This window comes from Labrys neptuniae, assembly GCF_040797145.1.
Lineage (GTDB): Bacteria > Pseudomonadota > Alphaproteobacteria > Rhizobiales > Labraceae > Labrys > Labrys neptuniae.
In genome coordinates this window covers 631,427-649,080 of sequence record NZ_JBFNQD010000003.1, presented here as the reverse complement: position 1 = coordinate 649,080, position 17,654 = coordinate 631,427, and the positions used below count along the sequence as shown (strand labels likewise).

The 17,654-nt window shown below is 65.5% G+C and carries 16 protein-coding genes; 10 read left to right on the top strand and 6 right to left on the bottom strand.

Annotation, left to right across the window (positions count from 1 at the left end; translation table 11 throughout):
• The 5 genes from ABXS05_RS13710 to ABXS05_RS13690 are packed head-to-tail and all read left to right on the top strand — an operon-like array spanning position 1 to position 4,745.
• Complete coding sequence (locus tag ABXS05_RS13710) at positions 1–882, top strand: ABC transporter permease (RefSeq protein WP_311944723.1); 882 nt, start codon at positions 1–3, stop codon at positions 880–882.
• A gap of 18 nt (positions 883–900) precedes the next feature.
• Complete coding sequence (locus tag ABXS05_RS13705) at positions 901–1,830, top strand: dihydrodipicolinate synthase family protein (protein WP_367624268.1); 930 nt, start codon at positions 901–903, stop codon at positions 1,828–1,830.
• 2 nt (positions 1,831–1,832) lie between these two features.
• The gene (locus tag ABXS05_RS13700; protein ID WP_437178659.1) at positions 1,833–2,849 is read left to right on the top strand and encodes an ABC transporter ATP-binding protein; all 1,017 of its coding nucleotides are present in this window, start codon (positions 1,833–1,835) and stop codon (positions 2,847–2,849) included.
• Position 2,850: 1 nt separating this feature from the next.
• Positions 2,851–3,831: an ABC transporter ATP-binding protein gene (locus ABXS05_RS13695; protein WP_367624266.1), complete on the top strand. Its 981-nt coding sequence runs from the start codon at positions 2,851–2,853 to the stop codon at positions 3,829–3,831.
• Positions 3,828–4,745 carry a dihydrodipicolinate synthase family protein gene (locus tag ABXS05_RS13690; protein WP_367624265.1) on the top strand — a complete coding sequence of 306 codons (918 nt, stop codon included), beginning with the start codon at positions 3,828–3,830 and terminating at the stop codon, positions 4,743–4,745. Before ABXS05_RS13695 ends, ABXS05_RS13690 begins: the two co-directional genes overlap by 4 nt.
• A 91-nt stretch (positions 4,746–4,836) precedes the next feature.
• Here ABXS05_RS13690 and hisG read toward each other — a convergent pair whose 3' ends face one another.
• The 3 genes from hisG to hisS form a co-directional block, all read right to left on the bottom strand.
• Positions 4,837–5,823, bottom strand: a complete 987-nt coding sequence (hisG, locus tag ABXS05_RS13685) for an ATP phosphoribosyltransferase (RefSeq protein WP_311944714.1) — start codon at positions 5,821–5,823, stop codon at positions 4,837–4,839.
• Positions 5,823–6,938: an ATP phosphoribosyltransferase regulatory subunit gene (locus tag ABXS05_RS13680; RefSeq protein ID WP_367624264.1), complete on the bottom strand. Its 1,116-nt coding sequence runs from the start codon at positions 6,936–6,938 to the stop codon at positions 5,823–5,825. Before ABXS05_RS13680 ends, hisG begins: the two co-directional genes overlap by 1 nt.
• Before the next feature lie 188 nt (positions 6,939–7,126).
• Positions 7,127–8,602 (bottom strand): histidine--tRNA ligase, encoded by a 1,476-nt coding sequence (gene hisS / locus ABXS05_RS13675; protein ID WP_311944712.1) that lies wholly within the window; start codon positions 8,600–8,602, stop codon positions 7,127–7,129.
• Positions 8,603–8,795: 193 nt separating this feature from the next.
• Here hisS and ABXS05_RS13670 point away from each other — a divergent pair, with 193 nt between their 5' ends.
• The 3 genes from ABXS05_RS13670 (at position 8,796) to ABXS05_RS13660 (ending at position 11,684) form a co-directional block, all read left to right on the top strand.
• Positions 8,796–9,797, top strand: a complete 1,002-nt coding sequence (locus ABXS05_RS13670) for an ABC transporter substrate-binding protein (protein WP_367624263.1) — start codon at positions 8,796–8,798, stop codon at positions 9,795–9,797.
• 167 nt (positions 9,798–9,964) lie between these two features.
• Positions 9,965–10,795 carry an ABC transporter ATP-binding protein gene (locus ABXS05_RS13665; protein WP_311944710.1) on the top strand — a complete coding sequence of 277 codons (831 nt, stop codon included), beginning with the start codon at positions 9,965–9,967 and terminating at the stop codon, positions 10,793–10,795.
• 13 nt (positions 10,796–10,808) lie between these two features.
• Positions 10,809–11,684, top strand: a complete 876-nt coding sequence (locus ABXS05_RS13660; RefSeq protein ID WP_311944709.1) for an ABC transporter permease — start codon at positions 10,809–10,811, stop codon at positions 11,682–11,684.
• Positions 11,685–11,793: 109 nt separating this feature from the next.
• Here the strand turns inward: ABXS05_RS13660 and ABXS05_RS13655 are convergent, their stop codons facing one another.
• Both ABXS05_RS13655 and ABXS05_RS13650 read right to left on the bottom strand, forming a co-directional pair.
• Entirely contained in the window at positions 11,794–13,188 is a 1,395-nt protein-coding gene (locus ABXS05_RS13655; RefSeq protein ID WP_367624262.1) for a sensor histidine kinase, read from the bottom strand.
• Positions 13,178–13,852: a response regulator gene (locus tag ABXS05_RS13650; RefSeq protein ID WP_367624261.1), complete on the bottom strand. Its 675-nt coding sequence runs from the start codon at positions 13,850–13,852 to the stop codon at positions 13,178–13,180. The genes ABXS05_RS13655 and ABXS05_RS13650 overlap by 11 nt, the downstream gene beginning before the upstream one ends.
• Positions 13,853–14,055: 203 nt before the next feature.
• Here ABXS05_RS13650 and ABXS05_RS13645 point away from each other — a divergent pair, with 203 nt between their 5' ends.
• Positions 14,056–14,970, top strand: coding sequence for an arginase family protein (locus tag ABXS05_RS13645; protein WP_367624260.1), 915 nt, complete (start codon positions 14,056–14,058; stop codon positions 14,968–14,970).
• Between the two features lie 549 nt (positions 14,971–15,519).
• Positions 15,520–17,001, top strand: coding sequence for a sulfatase-like hydrolase/transferase (locus ABXS05_RS13640; protein WP_311944704.1), 1,482 nt, complete (start codon positions 15,520–15,522; stop codon positions 16,999–17,001).
• Positions 17,002–17,107: 106 nt separating this feature from the next.
• Here ABXS05_RS13640 and ABXS05_RS13635 read toward each other — a convergent pair whose 3' ends face one another.
• Positions 17,108–17,551 (bottom strand): nucleoside deaminase, encoded by a 444-nt coding sequence (locus ABXS05_RS13635; protein WP_311944701.1) that lies wholly within the window; start codon positions 17,549–17,551, stop codon positions 17,108–17,110.
• Positions 17,552–17,654: the final 103 nt, after the last annotated feature.

Genomic DNA, 17,654 nt, shown 5'->3' with positions numbered 1-17,654 from the left:
ATGGCGATTTCGACACAGCTTCGGTCCCGTGGCAACGGTCCGCTCGCGCGGGCGATGAGGCGCTTTGCCGCCAACAACGTCACGCTTGTGGGCCTTGCCATCCTGCTGGTCATGCTGGCGCTGGTGGTCTTCCATCCCTGGCTGCTGCGCTACAAGCCCAACGACATCGACCTCCTGGCCATCAACAAGGGCCCGAGCGCCGCCCACTGGTTCGGCACGGATGGTGTCGGGCGCGACATTCTCGCGCGCGTCCTGCGCGGCGGCCGCATCTCCCTGCTGGTGGCAGGCAGCTCGGTGGTGATCTCGCTGGTCATCGGTTATGTCGTCGGAGCGCTCGCCGCCATGGCGGGGCGTGTCGCCGATGCGGTGATCATGCGCCTGGTCGACCTCGCCATGACGCTGCCGCCGGTGATCCTGCTCCTGGTGATCGCCTCGATCACCGGCGCGGGCATCCTCTCCACCATCGCCGTGATCTCGCTGCTGTCCTGGCCGGTGCTGGCACGCATGGTGCGGGCGCGGCTGATGGAACTGCGCGAGCGCGACTTCGTCATCGCCGCGCGCGGCATGGGTGCCTCGCTCGGCCACCTGCTCTGGCGCCATGGCCTGCCCAACACCATCGACATCCTCGTCGTCTATGCCGCGCTGCAATTTGCCGCCGCCATCCTGCTGGAAGCGGGCCTCTCCTTCCTCGGCCTCGGCATCCCGCCGCCGGAAGCGAGCTGGGGCAACATGCTGAACGCCGCCCGCAGCACCGTCGTGCTGGAGCAATACCCCTGGCAATGGCTGTTCGCCGGCGCTGCCCTCGTCCTCACCGTGCTCGCCATCAATTTCGTCGGCGATGGCCTGCGCGATGCCTTCGATCCTCGTTCCGAACTCAACTGACTGCAGAGAAGGTTCTCCATGTCTTCCGCATCCCCCCTGTTCCACGGCGTCGTGCCGCCGGTCGTCACGCCCCTGACCGCCGATCTCCAAGTGGACTATCCCTCCTTCGCGCGGGTGATCGAGCACCTGATCGCCGGCGGCGTGCATGCCCTGTTCGTGCTGGGATCGACCAGCGAGGTCGTCTTCCACGACGAGGCCACGCGCCGGAAGGTGCTGGAATTCGCGGTCGAGACCGTCAATGGCCGGGTGCCGGTGCTGGCCGGCGTCGTCGATCCCACCACCGATCGCGTCATCGCCCATGCCAGGACGGCGCAGTCGATCGGGGTGAGTGCGGTGGTCGCCACCGCGCCCTTCTATGCCCGCACCAGCGCGCCGGAGGTGATCGATCATTTCCGCTATCTGCGGGAAGCGATCGACGTGCCGGTGGTCGCCTACGACATTCCGGTCTGCGTGCATTTCAAGCTCGACCGCCACACCGTGGTGACGCTGGCCCGCGAGGGCAGCATCGTCGGCCTGAAGGATTCCAGCGGCGACGACGGCAATTTCCGCTATGCCCTGATGGACCTTGCCGATCGTCCCGAGATCATGATGATGACCGGCTCGGAGATCGTCTGTGACAGCGCCCTGCTGATGGGCGCCCACGGCATCGTGCCCGGCCTCGCCAATGTCGATCCTGCCGGCTATGTCCGGCTCTACGACCTCTGCCGCAAGGGGGACTGGGCAGGCGCGCGCCAGGAGCAGGAGCGCCTCTGCCGCCTGTTCGAGATGGTCTGGGTCGCCGCGCCGCGCGTCAGCGCCGGCTCGGCCGGCGTCGGCGCCTTCAAGACGGCGATGCGTCGGCTCGGCATCATCGAGACCAACGAAATGGCGCGCCCGCAGCGAGCATTGAACGAAGCCGAGGCGGCCACGATCGAGACGATCCTGCGCCAGACCGGCCTGTTGAGCTGAGCATGGTGATGGCGGCACCCGCGATCCTGGAGATAGAGGGCCTGAACACGGTGTTTCGCGTCGGCGGACGCGAGGTGTCCGCCGTGTCCGATCTCGATCTTGGCATCGGTGTCGGCGAGACGCTGGCGCTGGTGGGCGAGTCCGGCTCCGGCAAATCGGTGACCGGCCAATCCATCATGGGGCTGCTGCCCGGCAAGATCGCACGCGTCGCCGGAGGCACGATGCGGTTCCGGGGCCGGGACGGGATCGCCCGCGATCTCGTCGCTCTGGATGCCGAGGAGCGCCGGCACATCCGCGGCAACGAGATCAGCATGATCTTCCAGGAGCCGATGACCAGCCTCAACCCGGTCTACACCATCGGCGACCAGATCGCCGAGCCCATCCGTGTGCACAAGGGCCAGCCGCGCAAGGCGGCCATGGCTGCCGCCGTCGGGCTGCTCGACAAGGTGGGCATCCCCGATCCCGCCCGGCGGGCCCGCCAATATCCGCACGAGCTCTCCGGCGGCATGCGCCAGCGCGCCACCATCGCCATGGCGCTCGCCTGCGATCCGGTATTGCTGTTCGCCGACGAGCCGACCACGGCGCTCGACGTCACCATCCAGGCCCAGATCCTCGACCTCCTGCAACGCCTGCAGGCGGAGAACGGCATGGGCGTGCTGTTCGTCACCCATAATCTCGGTGTCGTCGCCGAAATCGCCCACCGCATTGCCGTGATGTATGCCGGCCGCATCGTCGAGCAGGGGCCCGTTCGCGAGGTCTTCCGGCGTCCGCGGCATCCCTACACCAAGGGCCTGCTCGCTTCGGTGCCGCGACTGGGCGAGGCGACCCGGCTGAAGAAGGCCGGCGGACGGCTGGCCGCCATCCCCGGCGCCGTGCCGAGCCTCGCCGCCATGCCGCAAGGGTGCGCCTTCGCCACCCGCTGCTCCCTGGCACTGCCGGCCTGCCGGGAAGCCATGCCCGCTCTGGCGGAAGTCGGGCCTGATCATGCCAGCCGCTGCATCCGTTCGCAGGAGTTGTGAGATGGAGACGTCCCTTTCCGGCTCGCCGCTGCTTCAGGTACGCGGGCTTGCCAAGCAGTATGGCAGCGGTCTCGGCCGCGCCGCGCCCGTCCGGGTGCTCGACGACATTTCCTTCGAGGTGAAACGGGGCGAGGTCGTCGGGCTGGTCGGCGAATCCGGTTCCGGCAAGACCACGATCGGGCGCTCGATCCTGCGGCTGATCGAGCCGAGCGCCGGCGAGATCCTGTTCGAAGGCAGCGACATCGCGCGCCTGTCGGCCGGGGACCTGCGCCGCCAGCGCCGGCGCATGCAATATATCTTCCAGGACCCCTTCGCCAGCCTGTCGCCGCGCATGACCATCGGCGAGATCCTGACGGAAGGGCTGAACATCCAGGCGATCGGCACGCGCCGCGAACGCCTCGACAAGGCCCGCGCCGTCCTCGAAGCCGTCGAACTGCCACCCGATGCCCTCGACCGCTACGCCCACGAATTCTCCGGCGGCCAGCGCCAGCGCATCGGTATCGCCCGGGCGCTGATCCTGCAGCCGGACCTGATTGTCGCTGACGAGCCGGTCTCGGCCCTCGACGTCTCGATCCAGGCCCAGATCGTCAATCTCCTGCGCGACCTCCAGGCCCGCCTCGGCCTGACCATGCTGTTCATCTCGCATGACCTGGCCGTGGTGGAGTTCATCGCCGACCGCGTCATCGTGCTCTATCTCGGCCGCATCATGGAAATCGCGCCCTGCGACCGGCTCTACGAGGCGCCCAGGCACCCCTATACAAGGGCGCTGCTGTCGGCGATCCCCGAGCCGGACCCGGATCGGCCGCGCCAGCGCCAGATCCTGAAGGGTGACATTCCCTCCGTTGCCAATCCCCCCTCGGGCTGCGTCTTCCGTACACGCTGCCCGCACGCTATCGAGGCCTGCGCCCGCGAAATCCCCAAGCTCGAGGAAGTCGAGCCAGGCCACTTCAAGGCCTGCATCCGGCAGGACATCAGCCTATGACCCTTCGCGGCAATTGGGCCACGCTGCTGCTGCCGATCGCCACCGACGACGCGATCGATTTCGGCCATCTCGGCGAGGAGATCGACCTCCTGATCGCTGCGGGCGTCGATGGCATCTACTCCAACGGCACGGCCGGCGAGTTCCACAACCAGACCGAAGCTGAATATGAGGCGATCCAGGCGCTGCTGGCCGAAAAATGTCAGGCGGCCAGCATGCCCTTCGTGATCGGTGCCTGCCAGGGCGATCCCCGCCAGTCGCTGGAGCGGGTGCGGCGGGCAACTGGGCTGCAGCCGGCGGCGATCCAAATCATCCTGCCGGACTGGTGGCCGGTGACGGACGAGGAGGCCATCGATTTCCTGGCGATGATGGCGGAGGCGGCGCGGGGCCTGCCGCTGGTGCTCTACAATCCGCCGCATGCCAAGCGCGTCCTGTCGCCGGAGTCACTCGGCAGGCTGGTGCGGGCGGTCCCAGCCGTCAAGGCGATCAAGCTCGCCGATGGGGATGACGCCTGGTATGCGGCCGCACGCCGGCATCTGGCCGGCGTCGCGCTCTTCGTCCCCGGCCATCATCTCGCCACCGGCATCAAGGCGGGCGTGGCGGCTGGCGCCTTTTCCAACGTGGCCTGCCTCAGCCCCCGCGGCGCGCAGGCCTGGACCGACGGTATGGCCGCTGACATCGAGGCCGCCCTCGATCTGGAGTGTCGGCTCTGCCGTTTCATGGACGAGCACATCGTGCCGTTCCGGCGCGATCACGGCTATTCCAACGCTGCATTGGACAAGCTCCTGGCCGCCATCGGGAACTGGGGCCCCGTCGGCCCACGCCTCAGGCGGCCCTATCGCTGGATTGCCGAAAGCGAGGCGGAGCGATTGCGCCCTATCGCCAGAGCGCTCCTGCCGGAGCTGTTCGAGGCGTAATGTCCTGCGACCGCCGGCTTCCAGCCGGCTCCTGAAACCATCGCGCCCACAGGAGAGGAAGATGCCGGCTGGAAGCCGGCGATCCCAGGGATCAACCCAGTTTCTTCTCCAGCTCCGCGTAAAGCGCGCTCTGCGGCTCGAAGACGAAATCGAGGCTGGTGACGGCGATCGAGGCGGCGCCTTGCGCCGTAAGCCAGGCTGCGAAGTCGAACAGCTGGCCGGCCGGCACCAGGAAGGTGAGGGGCTGGCCCGGGGCCGGCAGGCCGAAGGGGGCGCCGGCACCGAAGAGCTCGCCGGCATCGCGCAGATGCTGCTGGTTGACGCCGCGCAGGATGCAGCGGATCTCACGCTGGGCGCTGCCCTTGGCCTTGGCGGCAAGGCGACCGAGCATGGCGGCCGCGCCGGCGCGGGCCCGCTCGTTCCAGTCGGCTCCGAGCGAAGCCACCAGATTGGCCTGGCTTTTCAGCATGATGCCGTCCTCGATCACCTTCAGCGCATTGGCGGTGAGGGTGGAGCCGGTGGTGGTGATGTCGACGATGAGATCAGCCGCTCCGGAGGCCGGTGCACCTTCGGTGGCGCCCAGGCTCTCGACGATCAGATAGTCGGCCACGCCATGCGCCGAGAAGAAGGCGCGGGTGAGGTTGATATATTTGGTCGCGACCTTGAGGCGACGGCCATGGCGCTGGCGAAAGCTTGCGGCGACGTCCTCGATGTCGGCCATGGAGCGCACGTCGATCCAGGCCTGCGGCACCGCGACCACGACATTGGCCTGGCCGAAGCCGAGCGGCTGCAGCAGGGTGACGCGTTCGTCGGCGCGCGCAATGTTCTCGCGCACCAAATCCTCGCCGGTGACGCCGAAATGGATGGCGCCCGAGGCGAGCTGGCCGGCGATCTCGGAGGCGGAGAGGAACAGCACCTCGACATCGTTCATGCCGGGCACGGAGCCGCGATAGTCGCGCGCACCGCGCTCCTGCACGAAGCGGATGCCGGCGCGCTCGAAGAAGGACGTGCAGTTTTCCTGCAGCCGGCCCTTGGACGGAATGCCCAGAAGCAGCGGGGAAAGGGCAGGGTTGTTCATCATGCGTCTCCGCCAAACCGGTCGAGCCAGATCGAGCAGCCAACCGCCGGCACGGGTTCGGCGGCGCCGAGCTGCGCCATCAACTGGTCGTAGCGTCCGCCGCCGACGCGGGCGGCGGCTTCCGGTTCGGCCGGATCGGTCAGCTCGAAGACGAAGCCGGTGTAATAATCGAGGCGGCGGCCGAAGCCGGTGGCGAATTTGATGGCGGTCACCTCGATGTCGCGGGCGGCAAAGAAGCCGGTGCGTTCGTCGAAGGCATCGAGGGCCGCGTTGAGATCGAGCCTGGCTTCGCTGGCAATGGCGCGCAATTCGGCGCTGGCACTGTCGGGATCGCCGCTGACCGCGAAGATCCGCCGGGTGATCGCCACCTTGTCGGCATCGACGCCGAGGCCGGAGGACAGTGCGGCCTGTTCCAGGAAGCGGTCGGCGATCTCGTCGACGCTGCGCCCGCCGATCGGTTGGATGCCGGCGATCGACAGCAGATCGGCGACGGCGGCACGGGCCGAGCCCGGGTCCGAGCCTTCCAGAGCCGCCAGGAAGCCGGCATAGGCTGCGGCGCCGTTCTTGGGGGCAGAACTGCCGAGGCGAGCCAGATCCTCGTCGAGATCCTTGGAGCGCCTGAGGTCGCTCGCCAGGCGCCGCCGCCAGACCGGCGGCAGGTCGAGCGCATCGAGCATGGCGGTGACGATGCCGGCATCGCCCATGCGGATGACGGGCTTCACGAGGCCGAGATCGCGGGCGGCTTCCAGGGCGATGGCCAGCATTTCGGCATCGGCGGCCGGTTTGTCGTTGCGGCCGAAATTCTCGAAGCCGGCCTGCAGGAACTCGCTCGGGCCATCGGTGCGGAAGCGGAAGACCGGACCGCGATAGGCATAGGCGCCGACCCCGCCGGCCTTCACGGCCTTGAGATGATGCAGCGATACCGGAATGGTGAAGTCCGGCCTGAGGCAGAATTCCTGCCCCTCGGCATCGGTGGTCAGGAAGGCGCGGCGGCGCATGTCCTCGCCGAGCAGATCGAGGAACAGGCCCGCCGGCTGCAGGATCGGCGGGTCGACCAGCTGATAGCCCGAGCGCGAGGCGAGCGCGTCGAAGGCTTCATAGGCGGGATGGGGCATGCCGGCGGTCCATGGTGAATGTCGGGGGTCTTCTAGCAGGGCAGGCGACGAGGTGCGACTGGAAAGGGCAAACGAGGTTTATGCTGGAGCGCGGACATCTCAGCGACATGTCTTCATGTCGCGATGTCCGCTCTTGGAAACACCACGGTCGAGACGAGGAAGAGCGGACAGGATGTCCGCGCTCCAAATTACCCCAGCATCTCCTTCACGACCTTGACCAACTCGGCCCGCGGCACCTGGCGCTGGGCGACCCTTGCCTCGCGCCATTCGCTGTTGTCGGCAATGGCCTTGGCCATTTCGGCACCGAGCGCGAGGTCCTTGAGCTGGACCTCGCCCTTCTCGGCCTCGTCCGAGCCCTGGATCACCGCGACCGGTGCCTTGCGGCGGTCCGCATATTTGAGCTGGGCCTTCATGCCGGAGCCGCCGAGATAGACCTCGGCGCGGATGCCCGCCTGGCGCAATTCGCTGGCCATGGCCTGATAGTCGGGCAGGCGCGCCTGATCCATCACGCAGACCACGACGGGGCCGGCGACACCGGCCGTGTCGACGCGGCCGAGGGCGGTCAGGGCCGAGAGCAGGCGCGAGACGCCGATGGAAAATCCGGTTGCCGGCACGGGCTCGCCGCGGAAGCGGGCGACGAGGCCGTCATAGCGTCCGCCGCCGGCGACCGAGCCGAAGCGCACCGGCCGGCCCTGCTCATCCTTGACCTCGAAGGTGAGCTCCACCTCATAGACGGGGCCGGTGTAATATTCGAGCCCGCGCACGATCGAGGTGTCGATCAGGATGCGGTCGGTGCCATAGCCGGACTTCTCAACCAGTTCGGCGATGCGGGCGAGTTCCTCGACGCCCTCGCTGCCGGCAGTCGAGCCCGAAACCAGCGGGCGGATGCGCGCCAGCGTGTCGGCGTTGGAGCCGCTCTGTCCCGCCACATAGTCGAGGATAGTCTGCGCCTGGCTGTCGTCGAGCCCGGCACCCTTGGTGAAATCGCCGGACTCGTCCTTGCGGCCGGTGCCCAGCAGCGCCCTCACGCCCTCCAGGCCGAGCCGATCGAACTTGTCGATGGCGCGAAGCACCGTGAGGCGGCGGCCGGCATTCTCGTCGCCGGCGAGGCCGATCGCCTCCATGATGCCGTCGAGCACCTTGCGGTTGTTGACGCGCACCACATAGGAGCCGCGCGGAATGCCGAGCTTTTCCATGGTGTCGGCGGCCATCATGCAGATCTCGGCATCGGCCGCGACCGAGGCCGAGCCCACGGTATCGGCGTCGAACTGCATGAACTGGCGGAAGCGGCCGGGACCAGGCTTCTCGTTGCGGAAGACATAGCCGGCCCGGTAGCTGCGATAGGGCTTGGGCAGGGCGTCGAAATTCTCGGCGACATAGCGGGCCAGCGGCGCCGTCAGATCATAGCGCAGCGACAGCCACTGCTCGTCGTCGTCCTGGAAGGAGAACACGCCCTCGTTCGGGCGGTCCTGGTCGGGCAGGAACTTGCCGAGGGCGTCGGTATATTCGACGAAAGGCGTTTCGACCGGGTCGAAGCCATAGCGCTCATAGACTTCCTGGATCACCGAAACCATGGCGCGCGTCGCCGCGATCTCGCCGGCATTGCGGTCGACGAAACCGCGTGCCTGCCTTGCCTTCAATTTCTGCTTCTTGTCGCCGGACATCGCTGCAAACCTTCAAAATTCTTGCCGCTGTTTAGGCAGCAAAACCGGTTGGGGCAAGAATGGAATGCAGGATTGTCATTGTTGCACCGATTGTAAGCTGGCTGAAAGCTGGCTGCTTTATGCCTAGGACCGAGCCCTCCCGCATATCCGCTTGCGAGAAGGAGGAGGGACAGGAAACGCAACAGGAGAGACCATGCCGAGCAGACGCACCTTGCTTGCCGCCGCCGCCTTTGCCGCCATCATCGGGCTGGCGCCCGCCGCACAGGCCGCCGAGAAGATCGTCATCGTGGTCGGTGGTTATGAAAAGCAGATCTACCTGCCGGCCAAGCTTGCCGAGAGCCTGGGCTATTTCAAAGATGAAGAGCTCGACGTCGAGCTTCTCAACGATACCGCTGGTGTCGATGCCGAGACGGAGATGCTGGCCGGCACCGTGCAGGGCGTGGTCGGCTTCTACGACCACTGCGTCGACCTGCAGGGCAAGGGCAAGTTCGTGCAATCGGTCGTGCAGTTCAGCCAGGCGCCGGGCGAGGTCATCCTGGCTTCGAGCAAATATCCGGACATGAAGTCGGCCGCCGATTTCAAGGGCAAGGATGTCGGGGTCACCGGACTTGGCTCCTCTACCAACTTCCTCACGCTTTATCTCGCCGAGAAGGCGGGCGTGAAGGCGAACGAGTTCACCACGCTGCCCGTGGGCGCCGGTGCCACCTTCATCGCCGCCATGCAGCAGGACCAGATCCAGGCCGGCATGACCACCGAACCGACCATCGGCCGCATGCTGAAGTCCGGTGCCGCCCGCGTGCTGATCGACATGCGCACGGTCAAGGGTTCGGAAGAGGCCCTGGGCGGCACCTATCCTGCTGCCTCCCTCTACATGCCCACGGCCTGGGTCGAGAAGAACAAGGATGAGGTCCAGAAACTCGCCAATGCCTTCGTGAAGACCCTGCGCTACATCAACACCCACACGGCCGCCGAAATCACCGAGAAAATGCCGAAGGAATTCTACGGCGACGACAAGGACGGCTACATCAAGGGCCTGGAAGCGGGCAAAGGCATGTTCACGGCCGATGGCGTAATGCCGGAGGACGGCCCGAAGACGGTGCTGGCGGTCCTGCAGAGCTTCAAGAAGGAATTGCAGGGCAAGCAGATCGACCTCTCCAAGACCTTCACCACCGAGTTCGTGAAGAACGTAAAGTAGGCGGACGGCCTTTTCCGGGAGCAGCAGCCGCAAATGGGCAGCTGCTCCTAGGCTCCGGCATGCGGGCTGCTGCGTTCCAGCCAAGATATGCCAAGCCTTCGTGCCGTTCCGGCCAGATCACAAAACACTTCGTCCTATCCCGCGGCTTTTCCCCCAAGGAGGAAAGCATGAGTCAAGCTGTGCCCATGGCGTCGGCCTCCTCGCCCGCCATCGAACTCATCAACGTCACGCGCCGCTTCGTCACCCCGACCGGCAAGTCGATGACGGCGATCCGCGATTTCTCCATGACGGTCGAGCGTGGCGAGTTCGTCGCCGTGGTCGGGCCTACGGGCTGCGGCAAGTCGACCACGCTCAATCTGGTCACGGGCCTCGCCCGGCCGAGCGCCGGCGAGGTCCGCGTGATGGGCGGAGCGGTCAATGGTATCGACCCCAGTGTCGGCTTCGTCTTCCAGGCCGATGCGGTCTTCCCCTGGCGCAACGTCATCGACAATGTTGCGGCGGGGCCGATGTTTCGCGGCGTGTCGAAGCGCGAGGCCTATGCCGAGGCACGGGAATGGCTCGCGCGCGTCGGCCTGCCCCGTTTCGAGAACCACTATCCCCACCAGCTCTCCGGCGGCATGCGCAAGCGCGTCGCTTTGGCGCAGACCTTCATCAACCAGCCCAAGATTCTCCTGATGGACGAGCCCTTCTCGGCGCTCGACGTGCAGACCCGCGTCGTCATGCACGATGTGCTGCTGAAATTGTGGGGCGAATCCAAGGCCTCCGTCGTGTTCGTGACCCATGATCTCGACGAGGCCATCGCGCTGGCCGACAAGATCTATGTACTCACCGCCGGCCCGGCCACGGTCAAGTCCGTCTACACGGTCGACCTGCCGCGCCCGCGCATCGTCGAGGAGATCCGCTACGACCAGCGCTTCATCGACTATTCCCGCCTGATCTGGAACGACCTGCGCGAGGAGGTCCAGACCTCCAACCGCCGCGCTTCCGAAGCTGCCTGAGAGGAGATGGACGATGAGCGATGCAGTACTTTCTCCCAAGGCTCCCGAGTTCCGGCCCGGCACCTCAGACGCGGAAATCGAGGCAGCCGTCGCCAAGGCGGCGCGCTCCCGCCGCGCCTGGGTCCTGTTCTGGCGCCTGGTGCTTCTCGTCGCCCTGCTGGGCCTGTGGGAAGTCGCGGTTCGCCTGGAATGGATGACCGACCTTGCTTTGGGCATGCCGAGCACCGTGGTGGTGCGCCTGTGGCAGTGGATCACCGAGGGGGCCAATGGTACGCCGCTCTGGTATCATTTGTGGGTGACCGTCGAGGAGGCCACCATCGGCTTCGTGTTCGGCTCCATCGCCGGCGTGCTCGTGGGCGTGGCGCTCGGGCGCAACGCGTTCCTGGCCGATATCTTCTCGATCTACATCAAGGTCTTCAACTCGATCCCGCGCGTGGTCCTGGCGCCCGTCTTCATCATCATCTTCGGCCTGGGTATCGGCTCGAAAGTGGCGCTGTCCTTCGTGATGGTGTTCTTCCTGGTCTTCCAGAACGCCTTCCAGGGCGTGCGCGAGGCCGACCGCTCGCTGATCGCCAACGCCCAGATCCTCGGGGCCAGGCCCTGGCAGCTCACGCGGGCCGTGATCATTCCCTCCGCCATGAGCTGGATCTTCGCCAGCCTGCATGTCAGCTATTCCTTCGCCATCACCGGCGCCATCGTCGGTGAATTCGTCGGCGCCCGCCTCGGCATCGGCCAGCTGATCGCCATCGCCAAGGGCTCGTTCGACGGGCCGGGTGTGGCGGCCGCGATCATCATCATCATGCTGGTGGTGCTGGCGGCCGGTGCGCTGATGGGCCGTGTCGAGCAGAGTCTGGCCAAGTGGCGGCCCAAGCCTCTGTCCGATCACTGATCCGGAACACGGCATTCCTTATGGCGTGATGTTTCGAAAAAGCGGGCGGGGAGCTGATCCCCGCCCGCTTTTTCCTTGCCTGTCTTCCGGCAGCCGGACAATGCCGGCATCACCCATCGAAGGCGGGTAGCAGGACCAGCACGGCCAGGCCCGGCGAGGGTACCCGATCTTGCAAGGTGACGGTGCCCTCATGGGAGGCGACGATCTCCTTCACCACCGCCAGCCCCAATCCGGTGCCCTCGACGCCGCTGGTCAGTCGCCGGTAGAAGCGCTCGAACACCTTCTCGCGCTCTTCCGCCGGGATGCCGGGGCCATTATCCTCCACCCGCAAGGCGACTCGCGCCCCGCCCGCTGCACGCAGCCGCACCGTGACCGTGCCTCCCTTGGGCGTGTAGCGCAGGGCATTTTCGATCAGATTGGTCGCAAGCTCGCGCAGCAGCGTGGCATGGCCGCTGACAGGCAGCGCGGCGGGAGCGCCGTCGAAGCCGAGGTCGATGTCGCGCTCCATGGCCATGATCGCGAGATTTTCTACGGCTTCGCGGCAGATGGCGTTGAAATCGACCTTTTCGCGATGAAGCAACGTGCTTCCCTGTTCGGCGCGTGCCAGGCTGAGAAGCTGGTTGGACAGGCGTGTCATGCCCTCCACGGTCGTGCCGATGCCCGTCAGGGCCTCATGGGCCGCCGCCACGTCGGAACCGCGCTTGCCGACGCCGATCTGCGCCTTCAGCAACGTCAGCGGAGTTCGCAATTGATGGGCGGCGTTGGCGATGAAGCGCCGTTGGGCGGCGACCTGGCGTTCGACCTGCGCCAGGGCCTCGTTGAGGGCCAGGACCAGGGGTCTCAGTTCGGTCTGGACAGGGGTCGTGTCGAGCGGTTCCAGCGCGTGCGGGTCACGGCGGCGCACCTCGTCGCGCAGGCGCAGGAGCGGCGCCAAGCCCCGGTGCAGGCCGAACAAGGCGAGCAACCCGGCAACGGCGACCAGCAGGACCTCGTCGCGCAGGGTTTTGAGCCATAGGCTCTTGACCAGCCTGTCATGGCCGCGCAGCGTCTGGCCGACGACGACCAGCGCTTCGCCGCCCCTGGTGGAGACCACCGGCTGGGAAAGGGCGACGGCGTAAACGGCCTCGCCGCGATGGGTGCCGGTGAAGTAGACGTGCTGGAAGCCGCTGGGTTGCCGTGGCGGGGGCAACGTCTCCGGATAGCCGGCCAGCAATTCGCCGCGCGGCCCGTTCACGCGATAGATCACGCGATCGCGGTCCTCGCTCGCGAACATTTCCAGGGCTGCCGGGGGGATGGGCGCCTGAAAGATGCCATCGCTTTCGCGGACGTTCTCCGCGATCATCCGCGCGGAGGCGAGCAGCATGCGATCGGTGACCAGGTCGGCGGTCTGGCGCGCATTGCGATAGGTGGTCCAGACATTGAACGCCACCACCGCTGCCAGCGGCAGCAGCAGCCAGCCGAGCAGTTCCCGGCGCAGGCTGCGCGAATGCCAGCTAACCGGCATGGGTCTGACGCAGCATATAGCCGAGACCGCGCAGGGTGACGATGCCGACGTCGCTGCCTTCGAGCTTGCGACGCACGCGATGGACATAGACCTCGATCGCGCTGGGGCCGCCCTCGTCGTCGAAACCGAAGACGTTCTCCACCAGCCTCTCCTTGGGAACGGGGCGCCCGGCACTCAGGAGCAGCGTCTCCAGCACCACATGCTCGCGCGGCGTCACCGGGAGGCTGGCACCGGCGAGGCTGAAGCTGCGCGACTGGGTGTCGAAGGAGAGAGGGCCGAAGCTGACGACCTGCTCCAGCGTGCTGCGGCCCCGCCGCAATTGCGCGCGTATCCTGGCCTCGAGTTCCTCGACCTCGAAGGGCTTGACGAGATAGTCGTCTGCCCCGCTGTCGAGGCCGCGCACACGGCTGGAAAGTGCGTCATTGGCGGTGAGGATCAGCACGGGAGTCCGGTTTCCCCGCCCCCTGAGGCGCCTGAGGACCTCGATGCCGTCGATCTCGGGCAGGCCGAGGTCGAGAATCACGAGAGCGTATTCCTGGGACTGCAACGCCACGTCGGCCTCGTCGCCGCGATAGACGCAATCCACCGTATATTTGCTCTGGCGCAGCAACCGGCTGACCCATTCGGAAAGGTCGCGATTGTCTTCCGCCAACAGAATGCGCATGGGCCGGGTCCGAACGGCTGAAAAGAAGTGCCGCAACTCTATGGGGTCTGCCGAGGCAAGAGCAAATGCTTCTCTTTACCGGCACGCGGGCATTTGCATTCGGCATGCCGATCCGCTGCCGCCGAGGGCTCTTGCCCGGACTCGAAAAGCAGGGAAGGGTGTCTGGAGAGAAGACGGCCAAACACACAACCGCGGGATCCGGCATGGGGAGGACGACGGCGAGGCGCCTGGTGATCATCGAGGCTCCCAGCAATCTCGGGCTGATGCCGCTGGGCGACGATGTGGAACCGGGAACGCGCCATGCTCCGGCGACGTTGCGCCAGCTCGGCCTGCACGACCGATTGGCGGTGGAGCGCGTCGTCACGGTAGAGCCGCCGGCCTATCGGCGCGACGATGAACGCAGGATCAACATCCGCAACATCGATGCCATTGCCGACTATTCCATCCGGCTGGCCGACGCCGTGGAGGAGGCGGTCGAGGCCGGGTGTTTTCCCCTCGTCCTCGGCGGCGATTGCAGCATCCTGATCGGCTCGATGCTCGGCCTGGCGCGGCAGCGTGAGGCCGGTCTCCTCTATGTCGATGGCCATACGGATTTCTACCTGCCCGAGCAATCGGCGACAGGCGGCGGTGCAGGCATGGATCTGGCGCTGGTCACCGGCTGGGGGCCTTCAGCTCTGACGGATCTGGAAGGGCGCTGGCCCTATGTGACGACACGGCGGGTGGCGGCTCTCGCCAATCGCGATCATGAAGCAGGTCCTCCCGCTCCCATTCCCGATATCGCCGAGTCCGGCATGGTCTACAGGCCCCTGGAACAGCTTCGCGCCGAGGGGATTGAAGCCTGCGTCGACGTGGCCCTGAGCGGCATCGATGCCGACCGGGAAGGGTTCTGGATCCATTTCGATGTGGATGCCGTCGACAGCAGACTGATGCCGGCGGTCGATTCCCCGCAGGCCGATGGTCTCAACTGGAAGGAAGCGGCGATCCTGCTCACCACCGCCCTGAAACGCCGCGCTCTCGGTCTGCAGGTGACGATCTACGACCCCAGTCGCGATCCCGGACATGTCGCCGGAAAGGCCTTGATCGAATGGCTTGCCGAGATTCTGGCACCGGAAACCTGAACCTCGCCGGAGTAGAGCGGTGGCTCAGCGGCGCCGCGTGACGATGTGCACGACATAGGTGAACACCACGAGAAGCGCGATCAGTCTGAGCCAATGCGTGCTTCAAAGTCCGCCCGCGATGACCTCCAGAGTTTGACGAACTGAAGGCTGGCAGGCGTAGCGCCAAGGTGGCGGCCCGTTGCCGCCGTCTGGCCATCGCGCGAGACAGTTCCTATTTTTGTCATTATTGTTCTGTTTGTAAGCAATTTGGATTAAATCTTCGACCGGACCGATACAGATGCTCTCGGTTGGTGCCTTGAGTCTAAGAACATAATTTTCATTTATGCGGTTTACATGACTTCATTCTCACGAATTTTTGCTAAGAAGGTACTAGAGATTGCCATTGTCGCAGCGATCTTGAGTATTCCTGATGTAATATTTTCTTGTTTCGGATGGGATATTTCTCCGTTCAGGACGAGGGAATATTTTGTAACATTATTGTCATTTTCGGTGCTCTTCGCCCTCTCGGCCGGAACCTGGTTCAGAATACTCATTATCGTCCTGGTGTTCTTGAATCAGGCCATCTGGCTCAGTTCGCTCGTATATTTCGGAGCGCCGCTCACGCCCGAGCAGGTAAGGCTGTTTTTCAGCGACACGGCCGATTCGGTTTCGACTGGTTTGCAGGTCCAGAGTGAATTCCTGCTGCCTTTGCTCCTGGCGCTGGCGACGGCTGTCCTGCTCGCCGTGTTCACGCTGATCCGCCCGCTGCGGAGCGGTCGATCCTGGGCCTTTTCTCTCTTGCTCGTTGCGGCCCTTGGCGGCGTCGCGGCACGCTGGGAGCTGCACAAACTGCCGAGCGTGGTGCAGGCCAACGCCTATTCCGCATCTTTCATTTCCAGCGCCAATGCTGGCGTGCTGGCCTATCGTGCGAGCCAGGCGCCTGCGCCGCCGGCTTCCCTGAATGGCCTGGCTGATCATGTCTTCGGCAAGACCGACGTGCCGGAGGGCCGGGCAACCGTCGTGTTCGTGATGGGCGAGTCGATCAATCCGGTGCGAATGTCGCTCTTTGGCGGGGCGCGGCAGACCACGCCGCGTCTCGATCACTTGTTCAGGGAGCCGCCGGCAGGCTGGCGGATGTTCGCCAAGATAGGCTTTTCCGGCGGCGTGGCGACGCTCGCCAGCGTCCCCTCGGCCCTCAGGCTCGTCTATTTCCCCAATTTGGCGGAGCGGCAGCCGGTGAACATTTTCGACATCGCCAAGGATGGCGATTTCGCCAGCTACTACTATTCGGCGCAGGCCATCCATACCATGCAGATCGCCGGCGGAGCCCGGTATGCCCGGCAGTCGAAGACGGTGGAGACCTATGACGAGACGGCCGAGAAGTCGGCCGAGGAGTCGCTTGCCGACGACGTCAAGGATGTGCCGCCGGCGGACCGGCGCTTCATCTATGTCCACCAGCGCGCCGATCACGAGCCCTATCTCGACAATTGCAAGAAATATGCGGGCGAGTTTCAGGTGTTCACGCCACCCGACGGCAGCGCGGACGAAGCGCGGCGCGCACGCTACGATACCGGCCTGCAGTGCTGGGACCGCAGCACCAGTGACATCATTGCCACGATGCTGGCCGAGAAGGACCCGGTCTATATCTTCGTCACCTCCGACCATAACGAGCTGATGGGCGAGGATGGGCTGTGGGGACATCTGATCCGCCATCTGCGCACGGCGGTGGTGCCGGTGATGCTGATGACCAACAGGCCGGATTCAGCGATCGCCAATGCCTTCCGCCAGCTCGACCGTCCCACCCAGTTCCAGCTCATGCAATTGACGGCGCAGGCGATGGGCAAGACCGTCGCAACCAGGGAATATGATCCGTCGGTCTTCTATGTGAACGGCACCATGCCCTTCGGCCAGGCCAAATATATGAAGGTCGAGCGCCTGCCGGACGACGAATATCGGATCTTTCACTATGCCAGCGACGGCTCGCCGGCCGAGCCGCCGGAACACCTCTCATTGAAGGGCGTGTCCAAGGAGCCCGGACATCTGGGCTCCTGAAGGCGGCGGCGCTGGATTGCAAAAGCGCTCCGGTTTGGCTGAGGTCTTCATTTTGAGCGGGATTTGGAGTGTCAGCCGGGAGGCTGACACTTCGAAGAGATTGTCGCTAACGCCGCTGCCGGAAGAAATCCTGCAGCAAGGCACGCGACGCGGTGGCATGGATGCCTGAATAGACTTCTGGGCGATGGTGGCAGGTCGGCGAAGCGTAGAACTGCACGCCATTCTCCACCGCGCCGCCCTTGGGGTCGTCGCAGCCGAAATAGAGACGCCGGATGCGGGCGAAGGAAATCGCTGCGGCGCACATCGGGCAGGGTTCGAGCGTGACGTAAAGGTCCGCACCGACGAGGCGCTCGCTGCCCAGCACCTGGGCGGCGGCACGGATGGCGAGCATCTCCGCATGGGCGGTGGGGTCTTTCAGCGCCAGGGTGCGGTTTCCTTCGCGCGAAAGCACCACTCCGTCCTTGACGACAACCGCGCCGACGGGTACCTCCCCGCGACCTGCGGCAGCATGGGCTTCCTCCAGCGCCAGTTCCATGATCGAGCGCTTCATCTCGTGACATGCCGCCTTTTCTGCTAAAGCGTTTCACGATCCCTGCGGATCGGAAAGACGCCCCTCTTTTCAAGGAGTTTTGGAATATCCTCCGATACGATGG